The organism is Mesorhizobium robiniae, from assembly GCF_040545535.1.
GTDB lineage: Bacteria > Pseudomonadota > Alphaproteobacteria > Rhizobiales > Rhizobiaceae > Mesorhizobium > Mesorhizobium robiniae.
Window position 1 is genome coordinate 237,689 of sequence record NZ_JBEPMC010000004.1, and the last position, 14,889, is coordinate 252,577.

The 14,889-nt window shown below is 63.0% G+C and carries 15 protein-coding genes; 6 read left to right on the forward strand and 9 right to left on the reverse strand.

The features are described from left to right. Positions 1-19: 19 nt before the first annotated feature. The gene (locus tag ABID19_RS13000) at positions 20-646 is read right to left on the reverse strand and encodes an SDR family NAD(P)-dependent oxidoreductase (RefSeq protein WP_354491001.1); all 627 of its coding nucleotides are present in this window, start codon (positions 644-646) and stop codon (positions 20-22) included. Between the two features lie 122 nt (positions 647-768). On the opposite strand from ABID19_RS13000, the gene ABID19_RS13005 reads away from it, so the two are divergent. Next, complete coding sequence (locus ABID19_RS13005) at positions 769-1,404, forward strand: TetR/AcrR family transcriptional regulator (RefSeq protein WP_354491003.1); 636 nt, start codon at positions 769-771, stop codon at positions 1,402-1,404. 230 nt (positions 1,405-1,634) lie between these two features. Here ABID19_RS13005 and ABID19_RS13010 read toward each other — a convergent pair whose 3' ends face one another. The 6 genes from ABID19_RS13010 to ABID19_RS13035 all read right to left on the reverse strand — a co-directional run bounded on the left by ABID19_RS13010 (position 1,635) and on the right by ABID19_RS13035 (position 7,436). Further along, on the reverse strand, positions 1,635-2,630 hold the full coding sequence (locus ABID19_RS13010; protein ID WP_354491005.1) for a lipid A biosynthesis lauroyl acyltransferase: 996 nt from the start codon (positions 2,628-2,630) through the stop codon (positions 1,635-1,637). 38 nt (positions 2,631-2,668) lie between these two features. Beyond that, the gene (locus ABID19_RS13015; protein WP_354491007.1) at positions 2,669-3,697 is read right to left on the reverse strand and encodes a zinc-binding dehydrogenase; all 1,029 of its coding nucleotides are present in this window, start codon (positions 3,695-3,697) and stop codon (positions 2,669-2,671) included. A 37-nt stretch (positions 3,698-3,734) separates the two neighbouring features. Beyond that, positions 3,735-5,006: a beta-ketoacyl-ACP synthase gene (locus ABID19_RS13020; protein ID WP_352931816.1), complete on the reverse strand. Its 1,272-nt coding sequence runs from the start codon at positions 5,004-5,006 to the stop codon at positions 3,735-3,737. A 16-nt stretch (positions 5,007-5,022) separates the two neighbouring features. Beyond that, entirely contained in the window at positions 5,023-6,216 is a 1,194-nt protein-coding gene (locus tag ABID19_RS13025; RefSeq protein ID WP_354491009.1) for a beta-ketoacyl-ACP synthase, read from the reverse strand. Between the two features lie 57 nt (positions 6,217-6,273). Then, entirely contained in the window at positions 6,274-6,555 is a 282-nt protein-coding gene (locus ABID19_RS13030; RefSeq protein WP_006335407.1) for an acyl carrier protein, read from the reverse strand. A gap of 392 nt (positions 6,556-6,947) precedes the next feature. Beyond that, complete coding sequence (locus tag ABID19_RS13035; RefSeq protein WP_354491012.1) at positions 6,948-7,436, reverse strand: RidA family protein; 489 nt, start codon at positions 7,434-7,436, stop codon at positions 6,948-6,950. Between the two features lie 193 nt (positions 7,437-7,629). Here ABID19_RS13035 and ABID19_RS13040 point away from each other — a divergent pair, with 193 nt between their 5' ends. After that, positions 7,630-8,325: a TetR/AcrR family transcriptional regulator gene (locus ABID19_RS13040; protein ID WP_354491014.1), complete on the forward strand. Its 696-nt coding sequence runs from the start codon at positions 7,630-7,632 to the stop codon at positions 8,323-8,325. Between the two features lie 35 nt (positions 8,326-8,360). Here the strand turns inward: ABID19_RS13040 and ABID19_RS13045 are convergent, their stop codons facing one another. Next, entirely contained in the window at positions 8,361-8,909 is a 549-nt protein-coding gene (locus tag ABID19_RS13045; RefSeq protein WP_354491016.1) for a histidine phosphatase family protein, read from the reverse strand. Between the two features lie 167 nt (positions 8,910-9,076). Here ABID19_RS13045 and ABID19_RS13050 point away from each other — a divergent pair, with 167 nt between their 5' ends. The 3 genes from ABID19_RS13050 (at position 9,077) to ABID19_RS13060 (ending at position 12,821) form a co-directional block, all read left to right on the forward strand. Next, positions 9,077-10,024, forward strand: coding sequence for an AEC family transporter (locus tag ABID19_RS13050; RefSeq protein WP_354491018.1), 948 nt, complete (start codon positions 9,077-9,079; stop codon positions 10,022-10,024). A 209-nt stretch (positions 10,025-10,233) separates the two neighbouring features. After that, a complete protein-coding gene (locus tag ABID19_RS13055) occupies positions 10,234-11,691 on the forward strand; it encodes an NAD-dependent succinate-semialdehyde dehydrogenase (RefSeq protein WP_354491020.1) in 1,458 nt (485 codons plus the stop codon). Positions 11,692-11,789: 98 nt separating this feature from the next. Beyond that, positions 11,790-12,821: an aldose epimerase family protein gene (locus tag ABID19_RS13060; RefSeq protein WP_354491604.1), complete on the forward strand. Its 1,032-nt coding sequence runs from the start codon at positions 11,790-11,792 to the stop codon at positions 12,819-12,821. A gap of 163 nt (positions 12,822-12,984) precedes the next feature. Here the strand turns inward: ABID19_RS13060 and ABID19_RS13065 are convergent, their stop codons facing one another. Beyond that, positions 12,985-13,740, reverse strand: coding sequence for an SDR family oxidoreductase (locus ABID19_RS13065; RefSeq protein WP_354491021.1), 756 nt, complete (start codon positions 13,738-13,740; stop codon positions 12,985-12,987). Positions 13,741-13,882: 142 nt separating this feature from the next. Between ABID19_RS13065 and ABID19_RS13070 the strand changes: the two genes are divergently transcribed. Next, complete coding sequence (locus ABID19_RS13070; RefSeq protein WP_354491023.1) at positions 13,883-14,773, forward strand: AraC family transcriptional regulator; 891 nt, start codon at positions 13,883-13,885, stop codon at positions 14,771-14,773. The last annotated feature ends 116 nt before the right edge of the window (positions 14,774-14,889 follow it).

Consider the following 14,889-nt stretch of genomic DNA (forward strand, 5'->3'; position numbering starts at 1 on the left):
GGAGCGCGGCCGAACGGGTTCACGCGGCCCGTTCGGCCGTACCCTCGAAGGTGTTGAGGTTCGTCGAAGTGAAGCCGGGGCAAGCGGCGTTGGCCTCGATGCCAGCGTCCTCAAATTCGATGGCGAAGGCGAGCGTCGTCGGATCGAGGCCAGTCATCGAGGGGCTGTAGACGGGGCCGAACAATGTGCGACGTGGATTGGACGGGTCTACGTTGACGATGCGCGCCGCCGGCGCCTCCTCGAGAAGCCGCAGCATCGCCTGCGTGACGGCGATGACGCCGAACACGTTTGTCTCGAACACCGCAGGTACCTCGTCGAGAGACGCGACGCTCGGGCGACCCGGCTTTCCCGCATGGGAAATGCCCTGCTTTCCCGCTTGGGAAACACCTGCATTGTTCACCAGCACGTCGAGACGGCCGAATTCACTGCGGATGCGCTCTGCCGCGGCGGCGATCGAGGCTTGGTTCGCGACGTCGAGCTGGAGGGCGCGGGCATCCGCTCCGACGCTCTTTGCAGCCGTCTGCGCATGCTCGAGGTTACGCGATCCCACGAGCACGGTGAGGCCGTGCATCGCCAGATCCCTGGCGATTTGGAGACCGATTCCCTTGTCGGCCGCGGTGACCAGGGCGACTGGTTTGTCCTGCATGGTGGTCTCCTCTTTTTTGCATTGACGCGTAGGCAACGAAGCCATGCTGTGCTAATTTCCCCAAGCGGAACTTCATTCCGTTTTTATACGGAACATTGTTCCGTTTATCAAGTGGAAAAGTGATGGACGACAAATCGCAGGAGCGGGGTGGTGACTCGGAGCCCGTAAACTCGACGGATCGGCGCGTGCGTGCGGACGCGCAACGCAACTCGAAGGCGCTGCTCGAAGCGGCAATGGCAGTCTTTGCAACGTCCGGGGTCGATGCTCCGGTGCGAGAGATCGCCGATAAGGCCGGCGTTGGCGTGGGTACGCTCTATCGCCATTTTCCGCAGCGTTCGGACCTGATCGTGGCGGTCTTCCGTAACGAAGTGGATGCCTGCGCAAATGCTGCATCTGTCATTGCGGCCGAATATGAACCCGGCGAAGCGCTGGCCCGATGGATGCAGCGTTACGTGGATTTTATCGCGGCCAAGCGCGGACTCGCGGCGGCTTTCTCCTCAGGCGATCCGGCATACGAGTCCTTGCCGCTCTATTTTCTCGAGAAACTTCGGCCCGCGCTGCAGACCTTGCTGGATGCCGCGACCGAAGCGGGCGATGTTCGCGCGGACGTCGATGCCAAAGAACTATTGTTCGCGATAGCCAGACTCTGTTCACCAGACCACTATGGCGGAGGCCCCGAACAAGCACGACGCATGGTCGGCTTGCTGGTGGACGGGCTTCGCTATGGCGGCGCCCCTTCGGTTGGCCCTAAAACCTAGAAGAAAGCTGTCAGTCTCGCTCGGACGCCTGCGTGAGTTCTCGAAAGTCGGATTGGTCTTGCCGGGGCAGGTGGCCGCCGAGCGGTCGGCGGCCAAACAAAAACCCGCCTCGGGGTCCGGGCGGGTCGTTGGCGCAAATCAGCACCATGAATAAATTCCTAGCATAGCTGCCGTCACCTGTCAAGTTGAAACCGTCACATTTTGCGGTTTCTACATGTTGCAGCTTCTGCTCAGGCGGCTTCGCCGCGCTGTCTTGCCGACCGGCGCTTTTTGCGCCGGCCGCTGATGTCCCACCTTTTGTGGAACCACATCCACTGGCCGGGATCCTCGCGCACCCAGCGCTCGACCACGTCGTTGAGAAGCTGGGTGGTGCCGTGGACGTCGACGCTGCCGCCGGCGGTGCGCGGTAAGGTCAGCTTGTCCTCGATCTCGAGCCGGAAGCGGTTGCCCGGCAGGCGCATGCAACGCGCCGGATAGACATCGCAGTCATAGTGGCGCGCCAGAGTGCCCAGGACCCGGTTGCTCTCGCATGGGCGGCCGAAGAATGTCGTTGCGAGCCCGCCCGAGAATTTCTGGTCGACCAGCACGCCGATATTGCCGCCTTTCTCCAGGATGGCGGCAAGCGCGAATGAAGCGCCGGTCGAAGAGGGCAGCAGCGACCCCATGGTCGAGCGGCGCGTCGAGAGGATGTAATCGGCAAGGTAAGGGTTGTTGGGCGGGCGAAACAGCGCCGTGATGTTCATGCCGAAAGTGGCTGCCGCTACCGGAAGCAGCTCGAAATTGCCGAGATGCCCGGTGAAGATGATATGCGGTTTTTGCTCGCCGGCGATCTCGACGAAATGATCGATGCCGCGGACCTCGACGCGGCCCGGCTTCGTCGCTTTCGGGTCGTAGTCGAAGAGCGCATCGAGAAATATGTATTCCGCGGCGAGGCGAGCCATGTTGCCCCACATGTCGGAAGCGATGGCCTGGATCTCGCTGTCGCTCTTTTCCGGATAGGCCTTGCGCAGATTGGCGACGGCGACGTTGTGGCGTCCCACCCAAGGCCCAACGCGGCGGGCGACGCGGTCGGCGAAATTGAGCGCGCTGTCGACCGGCAGCAGACGCAGCACCCAGATCATCGTCATCGCGGCGCGCGCAAGCAGCCAATAGTTGAACTGGCGCAGCCGCCTGCCGTGGCGGAACGCCAGGTCCCTGCGGAGCTTCCTGAAGGCGTCGCCGATCATCCCTAGACCATGATGTTTTCAGACAGCAACATCACGGACTAACCGACGCGCAGTATGATCTTGCCGAACACGTCGCGGCCTTCCATGCGCTTCAGGGCCGCGTCGATGCCGTCGAAGCCGACCTCGGTGTCGATAACCGGAGACACCAGTCCCGCCGCCATTTTCTGCATGGCGTCGGCCATGTTTCCCATGCGGCAGCCGAAGGAGCCGAGCAGCTTCAGCTGTTGCTGGAACAATTGCATCAGATTGATCTGCGTCGAGACGCCCGAGGTCGAGCCGCAGGTCACCAGGCGACCGCCACGCTTCAGGCACAGCATCGAGGCGGCAAAGGTGTCGGCGCCGACATGCTCGAAGACGACGTCGACGCCTTTCTTTTTGGTCAGCTTGCGCACGACGCCTTCGAAGCGGTCATCGCGATAGTTGATGACGTGGTCGGCGCCAAGCGCCTTCGCCTTGTCGATCTTATCGTTCGAGCCGACCGTGGTGATCACGGTGCAGCCCATTTTCCTGGCGAGCTGGATCGCGGCGGAGCCGATACCCGAGCCGCCGGCATGGATGAGGATGGTTTCGCCGGGCTGCAGCCGGGCATTGTCGAACAGCATGTGCTCGACCGTGCCGAAGGTGACGGGTGCGACGGCCGCCCCGATATCCGTCACGCCGGGCGGGGCAGGGACCAAAAGGCGCGCCGGCAGGTTTATCTTTTCTTGCGCAAAGCCGTCGAGATGAAAGCCGTGAACGCCCGAAACATGCTCGCAGAGATTATCGCGGCCTTCGCGGCAGGCACGGCAAAGCCCGCAGGTGCGCGCGCCATAGATCGACACAAGCTGCCCGGGCACAAGGCTGGAGACGCCGGGACCGACAGCCTCGACCTCGCCGGAGGCTTCGGCGCCGACGACCAGCGGCAGCTTGCGCTTGGCGAAGGCCATGCCGCGCCAGCCCCAGACGTCGATATGGTTGAGCGCCACGGCCTTGATGCGCAGCGTCACTTCACCCAGCGCAGGCTGCGGCGGGGGCGGCAGGTCCACCGTTTCAAGGCGGCGGTCCTCGATAAGTTGCAATGCGCGCATTAGGCCTGTCGGTTCTGTTGAGCTGGAAAAGGCTCGCTTAGACCGGTTCCCGCGCCATGACAAGGCAGGTGTTCTGGCCGCCGAAGCCGAAGGAGTTCGACAGCACCGTGCCGACCTCGGCATTGCGCTTCGTGTTCGGCACCACGTCGAGCACGATCGCCGGATCGGGATTGTCGTAATTGATGGTCGGCGGGATGACGCTTTCGCGCATGGTCATCAGCGAAAACGCGGCCTCGACGGCGCCGGCTGCCGACAGCGTGTGGCCGATCATCGATTTGTTCGACGAGATCGGCATCGAGCCGATCCGCTCGCCGAACACGGTCGACAGCGACAGATGCTCCATCTTGTCGTTTTCCGGGGTCGAGGTGCCGTGGGCGTTGACATAGTCGATCTCGTCTTCGCTCAGGCCTGCATCGGCAAGGGCGGCGCGAACCGCCGCGATCGCCGGCGAACCGTCCGGCTTCGAGCGGGTGCGATGGAAGTCGTCGGCCTTTTCGCCGCAGCCGCGCAGGATGCCGAGGATGGTCGCGCCGCGGGCGAGTGCTGCCTCCAGCGATTCCAGCACAAGCGCGCCGGAGCCTTCAGCAAGGACAAAACCGTCGCGATCCCTCGAGAACGGCTTGGACGCCTTTTCGGGGATGTCGTTGTGGGTGGAGAGCGCCGAAAGCAGCGAGAAACGGATCAGCGCCTCGGCGGTCGCCGAACCGTCGGCGCCGATCGACAGCGCCCTGTCGCATTCGCCGCGGCGGATCGCCTCGACGCCGAGCTGGATCGAAGTGGCGCCCGAGGCGCAGGCGGTCGACAGCGTGATCGGCAGGCCGCGTGTCCCAAACTGGTCGGCGAGCCGGTCGGCGATCGACCCGAACTGGGTGGTTTCGAAAATATCGAGTTCCTTCAAACCCCGCGCCACGCGAAGCAGCCTCTCGGCGCCGATGTCGTCCTTGTCGGAATTGTAGAGCGAAAAGCGCTCGCTCCAGTCGAGTTCGACCGGCGGCGAGGCGAGGAAAAGCGGCCCGCCGAAATCGCCCGAATTAAGGCCGGCTTCGGCCACGGCTTCCTGCGCGGCTATCTCGGCGAGATCGTAGGTAAGAAGGCTGGCGCCCTTGGAGCTCGACGGCAGGAAATCGACCGTGCCGGAGATGCGGGTGTTCAGATGGTCGACCGGAAAGCGGGTGATCGGATGGATGCCAGACTTGCCCGCGGTGAGCGCTGCCCAATTGTCGGCCTTGCCGACGCCCAGTGACGTCACCACGCCGATGCCGGTGACGGCGACGATCGGCCTGCCCAAGTGGTCGTTCAGATTGGCCATGACTTGTCCTGGACCTTTAATCGGCGGCGTTGACCAACGCCATGCCCTCGAATTGGTGATAGCCGATCGCCGTTGCAAGGACGGTCGCGGGAATGCCGTCGAACGGCTTCTCGTTGGCGGCGTCAAAAGCCGGGTAGGCGGCCTTGCGCTCGACGGCCAGTGCCGCCAGCGCCACGGCGAAGGGAAACTGCGCTTCCTTCATGTGGCCGGTCAGCGTCGAAAAGCCGCGTGCGGCAATCGCCGGATGGGCGTCGAGCACCGATTTCTCGGCAGCAGTAGCGGCATGGGCGCCCGAAGCGCCTGAAATCGTCAGCAACTCGCCGTTCGGCAATGCTGCCTGCCTGAGCAGTGCGGCAATCTCGGCATCGAGCTCGCCCTGCCGGCGCCTGGCGCGTCCGGATACGACCGGGCCGAGTTCCGCATAGATCTTTCGCCCGCGGCTGATCGCGTGTTCGCGCTGTTCCAGGACGAGAAACGCGCCGCCGGATCCGGTCACTACGCCACCGCCTTCGGCGCCCTGTCTCTGCCAGACCGGTTTCCAGGGGCCACGATGCAGGTAGCCGGCCAGTTCGTAGCCAAGCAACATGTCGGAATGCTCGGTCTGGAAGGCGCCGCCGACCAGTATATGCGTCGACTGGCCGGAGCGGATGCGTGCGGCGGCCGTCTCGACGGCGGCGACGCCTGCCCCTTCCTCGCCCATGAAGGTGCGCGACGATCCCGTCACCTTGTGGACGATCGAGATGTTGCCGGCGAGCAGGTTTGAAAGCTGCGCCAGAAACAGCGTCGGCCGCAATTCGGTGGTCAGTTTCTCGTTGAGCAGCACGTCGCGATCGTTGCGGCTTTCCGAAGCGGCGAGAATGTCGGCGTCGACCGCCTCGTCGCGCTCGCCGCCGCCGGCAGCCACCACCATGTCCATGGTCGTGCAGAGTTCGTCATTGCCCTTGATGCCGGCGTCGTCTAGCGCCATGCCGGCGGCGTAGGTGCCGAGCCTCTGCCAGGTCTCCATCTGCCGCTGGTCGCCGCGCTTGGCGATTTGCAGGTTCCAGTCGATCTCCGGCAGCGGGTGGACGGTGTAGGGCGAGAAGCGCGCGGGTTCGAGCACGGGTTCCAGGCCCGGCTGGACGAGTTTGCGCCAATGCGCATCCGGACCTTCTCCCAGCGAAGAGACAAGGCCAATGCCAGTTATGACGACGTGGTGGGGGCTGCTCATGAGCGGCTTTGTGGGTCAGGCGGCGGAGCGCGTCAAGATCACGCGCTCAACTGGACGTCAGGCGTTCTTGGCCGCAACCAGTGCGTCGATCTTGGCGCACAGGTTTTTCATGACGAAGTAATCGTCGGTCGAGGCCTTGCCGTCATTGACCTCTTGCGTCCACTTTTCCAGCGGCACCTTGATGCCAAATTCCTTGTCGATGGCAAAGACGATGTCGAGGAAGTCGAGGCTGTCGATGCCGAGATCGTCAATAGTGTGGCTTTCCGGAGTGATCGTGTCGATGTCGATCTCACTGGTGTCGGCGATGATCTTGGCGACTTTGTCGAACGTGGTGGACAAGGGCTTTTCCTTCGGGTTGCGGGCGGAATCTGTCCGCATGTGTTTGCGCGCTGTCTAATCGGTTTTTCCGGGCAGGAAAAGGGCCTGATGTGCCGGGCGCAGATGGGGTGACTGTTCTGCCAGGGCAAGAGGGTCGCCGGCAACCCGTTCGGCGATGTGCCGAAAACCTTAGCGGCGACCCTGGAAACGATCGGCCATTTGCAGCGCATCTATGGAATGGAGCTTGGCGCAGCGGCAGCCACCATCAGGCGAAAACCGGCGGGGAGGGAGATGCCGAGCTGCCTTGAGCGCAGCCACAGAACCGTGCTTCGGCGCCAGTCGACAGCGTTGTGAGCGCGCAGCTGGCGCGCCCACCATCTCAATTCAAGCGATCAGGCCAACAGCGGCGCCCGTTAGTCAAGCACGACCACGGCCTCCACCTCGAACAGCATGGGGTCAATTGCAAGCTTGGGGACGGGAACCAGTGTCTGTGCCGGCAGCGTGTCGCCGAACATCTCCTTGACGTTCTTGGTCAACACCTCAAGCTTTGACATATCGTGATCGACCACGAAGACCGTGAGCTTGGCCACTTGATCCGGCCTGGCACCGAGCGCATCGAGGGCGGTGCGCAAATTTGCGTAGGCCTGCTTAACCTGGACAGCGAAGTCGGGCGACAACGCTCCCGTGCTGTCTTGTCCGCCCTGTCCGGAGATGTAAGCCACTCGGGTATTGCTGGGCGTGATCACCGCCGTGCTGTAGCCATTCGGCGACGGGTCGTAGAGGTTTTGCGGATTGACGATGGTCAGCTTGAGATCATTCTCATTCGCTGTCGTCGCAGTGGGAATGCCCATGGTCATGATGATTAACCCTCCGATAAGCAGATGCTTGATTGCGCGTGACATGATTTTCTCTTGGCTCTGCGGAACTGCGAGCAACGTATCCTCGCGGCCGCATGATTGAATTTTTGCATATCGCCCATACGACTCGTACGAGGTACGATTTAATCGTATAGTACGTCGTACGAGTCAATCGTTCAAGATCGACATTCGTCGCGTTGCCGGTCAAAATCGACATTCTCAACAGCGAGGAAGAAGGATGGCAGCCAAACACACCGGCGCCCGGAGCGAACGCTCTCAACGGACAAGCGAGTGGCTCCAGCCAGCGGGAGAGCCGCGCAGCGAACCGCCTCTCTCTCGGGAACGCATCGTGGCGGCCGCGGTAGAACTGCTGGACGCTCATGGGGTCGACGGATTGACGATGCGCCGGCTGGCCGATGGCCTCGGCTCGGGCGTGATGAGCCTATACTGGCACGTCGACAACAAGGAGAATGTCTTCGATCTGGCGCTCGACTCGGTGCTCGAATATCGCGGGCCGCAAACAGCTCAGCAGGCTCAAGACTGGCGCGCAGAAGCCGTTCATATGCTCGAAGACTGGCGCGCCAGCATGCTGCGCCATCCTTGGTCGGCATCGCTGTTGCCGCGCCGGGCGCTCGGGCCGAACATTCTCAGCCGCCTAGAGGTGCTGAGCAAGACCTTGTCCAGAGCCGGTGTTGCGGACGCAGATCTGAACGTCGCGATTTGGTCGCTCTGGAACTATGTGATGGGCGCCACCGTCACCCGGGCAAGCTTCGATCTCTCGGACGAGGACAGGGCGGCAGCGCAGCAGCGCCTTACAAGTCTCAGCGAACGCTACCCGACAATCGAACGTTCTCGTCTGCTGCTGGACAACGATTGGGATGGTGCTTTCCGGCAAGGCCTCGGGTTCCTGCTCGATGGCCTTTCTCCAAGATAGTGACTTCCTGACATGAATGCTGGCTCCAGCGCGGATTAGAAGGTGACGCGGCCGAGCACGCGCAGACCGTCGTCTTGCGGCTCGACGATCACGGCTTCGCCTTCGCGCGGCGAGATGCCGGTGAGGGCCATTATGTTTTCCAGATGGGTGACCATGACCACATTGTCGGAGCCGGAATAATTGCGGATCTCGGTCATGATCGCCTCGAGCTGAGTGGCTTTCTCGCTCGCGTCGGTCTTCAACAGGTCAAGCGGCGCGAACGGTTCCGGCTCTGCTCTGAAAGCGATGCTGGCGGTGTCGAGGCAGCGGCAATAGCGGCTCGACAGCATGCGCTCGATGGGCGCGGCGCGGGCGGCAAACAGTGCACCGATCTTGCGCGCCTGCTGCTTGCCACGCACCGAGAGGTTGACCTGGGTCGCACATTTCTCGATGTCGAAATTCGCCGGATCGGTGGCGCCGGTGACCATGGCATGGCGGAGCAGCACCACATGCCCGCCGTCGCGCAACAGCGCCCAGCCGGCTTCAGTCGCATGGGCCGCGGCGGGAACGACGAGCAGCAATAGAGTCAGCACAAATCGAAGCATCAGACGTCCTTTTCCGGCCACCGCAGATGGGTTGCGGTGACCTGATATAGGGACGGCAAAGCCGGCTGAAAAACAAGGCATGACCGATCCCGGCTGTTTGCCAGCACAGGCCGCTTCGGAAGGCGGGGCGATTGCGCTGCAATCGCGGCTCGCCTATCAGGAGAAAAATGTCTCCACTCATCGAAACCGTCCTTTTTGTCTTCGGTCTTGTCGCGCTCGGCTATCTGGCCGGGCTCACCGGCTATTTGAAGGCCGAGGCGGGCGCGGCCATCGCCGAATTCGCCGTCGGGGTGGCGATGCCGCTGCTTCTGTTCCGCACCATGGTCAACGCCGATTTCCATGGCGCAGCGCCCTGGTCGTTCTGGGGAGCGTATTTTGCGGCGGCGGCCATCACGTGGGCCGCCGGCCATCTGGTCACCACACGGGTGTTCAGGCGCGATGCGCGCGCCGGCGTCGTCGGCGGCGTGTCGTCGGCGTTTTCCAATCTGGTCCTGCTCGGCATCCCGTTCGTGCTCGGCACATTCGGGCCAGATGGCTTCGAAGTGCTGTCGCTGCTGATTTCCGTGCATCTGCCGACGATGATCATGGCGTCTATCATCCTGTTTGAAATCTTTGACCGCGGTGACGAGCACGTGCATCCGCTGCGCATCATCCGGCGCTTCTTTCGAAAGATGCTCTCCAATCCGCTGATCATCGGCATCCTGGCCGGATGGGTGTGGCGTTTCACCGACCTGCCACTGCCGGACCTAGCCGTCCGGCTGGTCGACGCGTTGGCCAATATCGCCGGACCGGTCGCGTTGTTTGCCATGGGGCTTGGCCTATGCCGTTTCGGCATTTCCGGCAACGTGCGGCCGGCGCTGGCGCTGTCGGCGTTGAAGCTGTTGCTGATGCCGGCTGTTGCACTCGGCCTGGTCTGGCTGTTTGGGCTGCCGCCGCTGTCGGCGAAGGTGGCGGTGGTGGCGGCCGCGCTGCCGTCCGGGGTCAATTCCTACCTGATTGCGACCCAGTTCAACACCGGCCAGGCACTGGCGTCGAACCAGATGACCATCGCCACCGCATTTGCTGTCATCACCACGGCCTTCTGGCTGACGGTGGTGGTTCATGTCTTCGGCTAGGTAATCTCAACACCCTCGAGCGAGATCGAAGCGCAAAACCGGCCTCGCCTTGGCTGGCCCAAACCCTATATGCCATCTTGCGATTGATTGCGGGGCTCGCCCTAGGTAAAGAGCAGTGGCTCCAGGCGTGCCGGCATCGATGCCGTTGCGCACGCCCACCAAAGAAATCCAGATACCGGCCCGTCAGTGCGCCGAACGGAGGCTAGACCATGCTTCAGAAAACCAGCCATTTCATGCGCCAGGCCAATCTTATCAATGGCGAGTGGGTGCAGGCCGACAGCGGCCAGACGGTCGACGTTAACAATCCGGCCACCGGCCTCAAGATCGGCACCGTACCGAAATCGGGCAAGGCCGAGACCCGCCGCGCCATCGAGGCCGCAGACGCCGCCTTCAAGACATGGCGCAAGACGACTGCGCTCGAACGCTCGAAGCTGTTGCGCAAGCTGCATGACGCGATGATGGACAATCAGGATGTGCTGGCCGAGCTGCTGACCATCGAGCAGGGCAAGTCGCTGGCCGAATCGAAGGGTGAGATCGGTTCTGCCGCGTCCTACATCCTGTGGTTCGCCGAAGAAGGTCGCCGTACCTACGGTGACGTCGTGCCGTCGCCCTGGGCGGACCGCCGCATCCTGGTGACCAAGGAGCCGGTCGGCGTCATCGCCGCCATCACGCCGTGGAATTTCCCGTCCTCGATGCTGGCCCGCAAGCTCGGCCCGGCGCTTGCCGCCGGCTGCACCGCGGTCGTCAAGCCGGCGTCGCAGACGCCTTATTCAGGCCTTGCCTGGGGCGCGCTCGCTGAAGAAGTCGGCTTCCCCAAGGGGGTCATCAACATCCTGACCGGCGCCGCCGGCGAGATCGGCGACGAGATCTGCGCCAACCCGCTGGTTAAGAAGATCACCTTCACCGGCTCGACCGAGGTCGGCAAGATCCTGATCCAGAAATCGTCGACGACCGTGAAGAAGGTGTCGATGGAGCTTGGGGGAAATGCGCCGTTCCTGGTCTTCGACGACGCCGACATCGAGCGTGCCGTCACCGGGGCGATCACCGCGAAATATCGCAATTCGGGCCAGACCTGCGTGTGCACCAACCGCTTCCTGGTTCAGGCTGGCGTCTATGACAAGTTCGTTGAAAAGCTCGCCGCCGCCAGCAACGGCCTGAAGGTCGGTTCCGGCCTCGAAGACGGCGTGCAGCAGGGGCCACTGATCGACGAGAAGGCAGTCGAGAAGGTCGAGGAACTGATCGCCGACGCCACCGCCAAGGGCGGCAAGGTCGTCGCCGGCGGCAAGCGCCATGCGCTGGGCGGCTCGTTCTTCCAGCCGACCGTGATCGCGGATGCAACGCCGAAGATGCGCTTCATGAAGGAAGAGATCTTTGGCCCGGTCGCGCCGGTATTCAAATTCGAGACCGAAGAGGAAGCGATCGCGCTCGCCAATGACACCGAATTCGGCCTCGCCTGCTATTTCTACACCGGCGATCTCGGCCGCGCCTTCCGGGTCATGGAAGGGCTGAAATACGGCATGGTCGGCGTCAACGAAGGCCTGATCACCACGCCTGAGGCGCCGTTCGGCGGCGTCAAGGAATCGGGCCTCGGCAAGGAAGGCGGACATCAGGGCATCGAGGATTATCTCGACACTAAATATGTCTGCATCGGCGGCCTCGGCCTTTGATTGGCGCCGATCTCTGATTGAGTTGGGTCTGTTGACTATCGACAGACCCAAGCCGGCCCGAGAGGCCAGGCGGGAATCAACCAACTGGCGTTTCGGGCATAGCGATGAAGGACGGCGAAGTCTTCGGCACGACGCAAGCGGGTGAGGCCGTCCGCCGCTTCACCATCCGCGGCGGCGGCCTCACCGCCAACATCATAGGACTGGGTGCGATTATCCAGGATCTGCGCCTGACCGGGCACGATGCGCCGCTGGTGCTCGGCTATGACAGTTTCGGGCCCTACGAGACGGACACGGCTTTCTTCGGAACCGTCGTCGGACGCTATGCCAACCGTATCCGCGACGGCCGCTTCACCATCGCCGGCCAGCGCTACCAGACCGAGCGCAATTTCCTCGACAAGCACACGCTGCATGGCGGCTCGCAAGGTTTTTCCCACCGGCCATGGGAGGTTTCGCTGCATGGCAGGGATTTTGTCACCCTGACCCTGCATGATCCCGACGGCACGATGGGCTTTCCCGGCGCGCTCGACGTGACCTGCACCTACAGGCTGAAAATCCCCGGCACGCTCAGTGTCGAGATGACCGCTACCTGCGAGGAGCCGACGCTGTGCAACCTCACCCAGCATTCCTATTTCAACCTGGACGACGGCGGCGCCGGCGACATCCTCGACCATCGGCTGATGCTGAACGCCGGCGCCTATCTTCCCGTCGACGGCGACCTGATCCCGACCGGCGTCGTGAAGCCGGTCGACGACACGCCGTTCGATTTCCGCCAGGCGCGGCTGCTGCGCATGGAGAGCGAGGGCAAGCAGCTTGCCTACGACCATAATTTCTGCCTCGCCTCGACGCGCGGACCACTCAGGCAGGCGTCATGGGCACAAGGGGCAAATTCCGGCGTCGAGATGGAGCTCTGGACCACGGAACCGGGCGTCCAGCTCTATACCGGCCAGTATCTGGCGCCGCCTTTGCCGGGACTTGGGGGACGTCACTACAAGGCTTTTTCGGGCTTCTGCCTGGAACCGCAGGTCTGGCCGGATGCGCCGAACCGGCCGTATTTCCCGCAGGCCACGCTATGGCCGGGCCAGATCTACCACCATGTGACGGAATACAGGTTCAGGCTGCCTTACGCATGAGCTGGAAGCCGGTACCGGATTTTACGGTACTACCTTCGGTTCGGAAAGCGATCATGTCCGCCGTCGAGGCAAACATATGCCCTGGTCGAGACAGCAGGTCCGCTCTAAGGAGCAGACGCTCCCAAGCGGACCTGAAGCCAATCACGGTGTAGTAGCTGCTTCGTCAAATGGCTTGGCCGCCGGACACTTCGATCCGCTGGGCATTCACCCAGCGATTATCCTCGGATAACAAGCTGGCGATCATCGGCCCGATATCGTCCGGCATGCCGACGCGGCCGAGTGCAGTCATTTCCGCGAACACCTTGTTGAGATCAGGCATGTCGCGGACAGCGCCGCCAAGGAAATCGGTTTCGATCGCGCCCGGCGCCACCGTGTTGACCGCGATGCCGCGGGCGCCCAACTCCTTCGCCATATAAACGCTAAGCACCTCGACCGCGCCCTTGACCGCGGAATAGGCGGCGAAGCCCGGGTACGACATCCTGGTGAGGCCCGAGGAGAGATTTACGATACGGCCGCCGTCCGCGATCAGCGGCAGCAGCTTCTGGGTGAGGAAGAACACACCCTTGAAGTGGACATTGACCAGCCGATCGAACTGCGCCTCGGTCGTCTCCGCAATCATTGCCATGTCACCATGGCCGGCATTGTTCACCAGATGATCGAACGTCTCGCGCTGCCAGGTTTCGCGCAACGCCGCCTGCAGGCGCTCAGTGAAAGAAGCGAAGGTGGCAACGTCGCCGGTGTCGAGTTGCAGGGCGACCGCTCTGCGACCGGTTGCCTGAATCTCTGCGACGACGGCCCGAGCGTCCTCGCTCTGGCTGTGGTAGGTGAGCACAACGTCACCGCCGCGGCGTGCGATGCTGAGTGCGGTGTTGCGCCCGAGCCCGCGGCTGGCGCCAGTAACGAGGGTGATCTTGGTCATGGCCTGCTCCTTGTTTGCACCACTGCTGTGGCCGCGCTGATATCGGCCCGGTGGGCAGGCTTTTGTTGCCGGAAGCTCGATCGTTTTTGCCTAATCCTCCAAACTCTTTGCGTTTCGGGCAGCAAGGGAATAGTTTCGGTCCATGACCGCGCTCCTCAATGCCGTCCGCCGCTATGCAGACGCCAATGCCGACCCAGACGGCATGGCGCACACCCCGATACCGGGTCTCAACACGGTGCGGGCGACGGCACCCAGCGATCTGGTCTACGACATCTCCCGACCGCTTGCCTGTCTGGTGGTCCAGGGGAGCAAGCACGTCACGATGGGTACTCAGGGCTTCGCCTTCTCCGCCGGAGATTCGCTGCTGATCACTGCGGACGTGCCAACGGTGAGCCAGATCACCCGCGCCAGCATCGCAACCCCTTACTATTCGGTGGTTCTGGAACTCGACCCGGCGGTCATCGCGGAGCTGAGTGTGCAAATAGGCGCCCAGCATGTGGCCGACCACGCGCCCGTGCGGGTTGACCCGACTGACGCTGAGGTCGCCGATGCGGCCCTGCGTTTGATGCGGCTGCTCGATCGCCCGGCATCGGTCCCGGTGCTGCAGGCCCAGCTTGTGCGCGAGATGCACTATTGGCTGCTGGCCGGACGGCACGGGTCGGCGATCCGACGTCTGGGGTGGCCAGACGGTCATGTGCAGCGCGTGGCGCGCGCGGTCGCAGTGCTTCGGGCAGAGTTCGCACAGCCTTTGCCGGTCGAGCGCCTGGCGGCTTTGGCCGGGATGAGTACGTCGTCATTCCACCAGCACTTTCGCGCCATAACCTCGCTCTCTCCCCTGCAATTCCAGAAGCAGTTGCGCCTGATCGAGGCGAGGCGGCTGATGCTGTCGGAGGGAAAGACTGCGAGCAGCGCGGCATTCGCGGTCGGCTACGAAAGCGTGTCGCAGTTCACCCGGGAATATGGTCGTCTGTTCGGCCGGACGCCTGTGCGGGATGCCAAAGAAGCCAGAGGCAGAACCTTGGCCGCCGCTTGAGGGCCCGACACCCGGAGGCGCAAAGCAGCCACGAAGCGAGCGGAGAGCACCGTCGCGCGTCGAGCCGCAGAAGGCGATCATCCGCTTCGGGCGAACGTGCGACGCCTGTAATTGCC

Bases quoted from the DNA above. Each gene is read 5' to 3' on its own strand.
- ABID19_RS13040 (WP_354491014.1), top strand. From the start codon at position 7,630: ATGGCAGCCAAACACACCGGCGCCCGGAGCGAACGCTCTCAACGGACA.
- ABID19_RS13015 (WP_354491007.1), bottom strand. From the start codon at position 3,697: ATGCGCGCATTGCAACTTATCGAGGACCGCCGCCTTGAAACGGTGGAC.
- ABID19_RS13070 (WP_354491023.1), top strand. From the start codon at position 13,883: ATGACCGCGCTCCTCAATGCCGTCCGCCGCTATGCAGACGCCAATGCC.
- ABID19_RS13025 (WP_354491009.1), bottom strand. From the start codon at position 6,216: ATGAGCAGCCCCCACCACGTCGTCATAACTGGCATTGGCCTTGTCTCT.
- ABID19_RS13045 (WP_354491016.1), bottom strand. From the start codon at position 8,909: ATGCTTCGATTTGTGCTGACTCTATTGCTGCTCGTCGTTCCCGCCGCG.
- ABID19_RS13050 (WP_354491018.1), top strand. From the start codon at position 9,077: ATGTCTCCACTCATCGAAACCGTCCTTTTTGTCTTCGGTCTTGTCGCG.
- ABID19_RS13020 (WP_352931816.1), bottom strand. From the start codon at position 5,006: ATGGCCAATCTGAACGACCACTTGGGCAGGCCGATCGTCGCCGTCACC.
- ABID19_RS13055 (WP_354491020.1), top strand. From the start codon at position 10,234: ATGCTTCAGAAAACCAGCCATTTCATGCGCCAGGCCAATCTTATCAAT.
- ABID19_RS13035 (WP_354491012.1), bottom strand. From the start codon at position 7,436: ATGTCACGCGCAATCAAGCATCTGCTTATCGGAGGGTTAATCATCATG.
- ABID19_RS13005 (WP_354491003.1), top strand. From the start codon at position 769: ATGGACGACAAATCGCAGGAGCGGGGTGGTGACTCGGAGCCCGTAAAC.
- ABID19_RS13065 (WP_354491021.1), bottom strand. From the start codon at position 13,740: ATGACCAAGATCACCCTCGTTACTGGCGCCAGCCGCGGGCTCGGGCGC.
- ABID19_RS13000 (WP_354491001.1), bottom strand. From the start codon at position 646: ATGCAGGACAAACCAGTCGCCCTGGTCACCGCGGCCGACAAGGGAATC.
- ABID19_RS13010 (WP_354491005.1), bottom strand. From the start codon at position 2,630: ATGATCGGCGACGCCTTCAGGAAGCTCCGCAGGGACCTGGCGTTCCGC.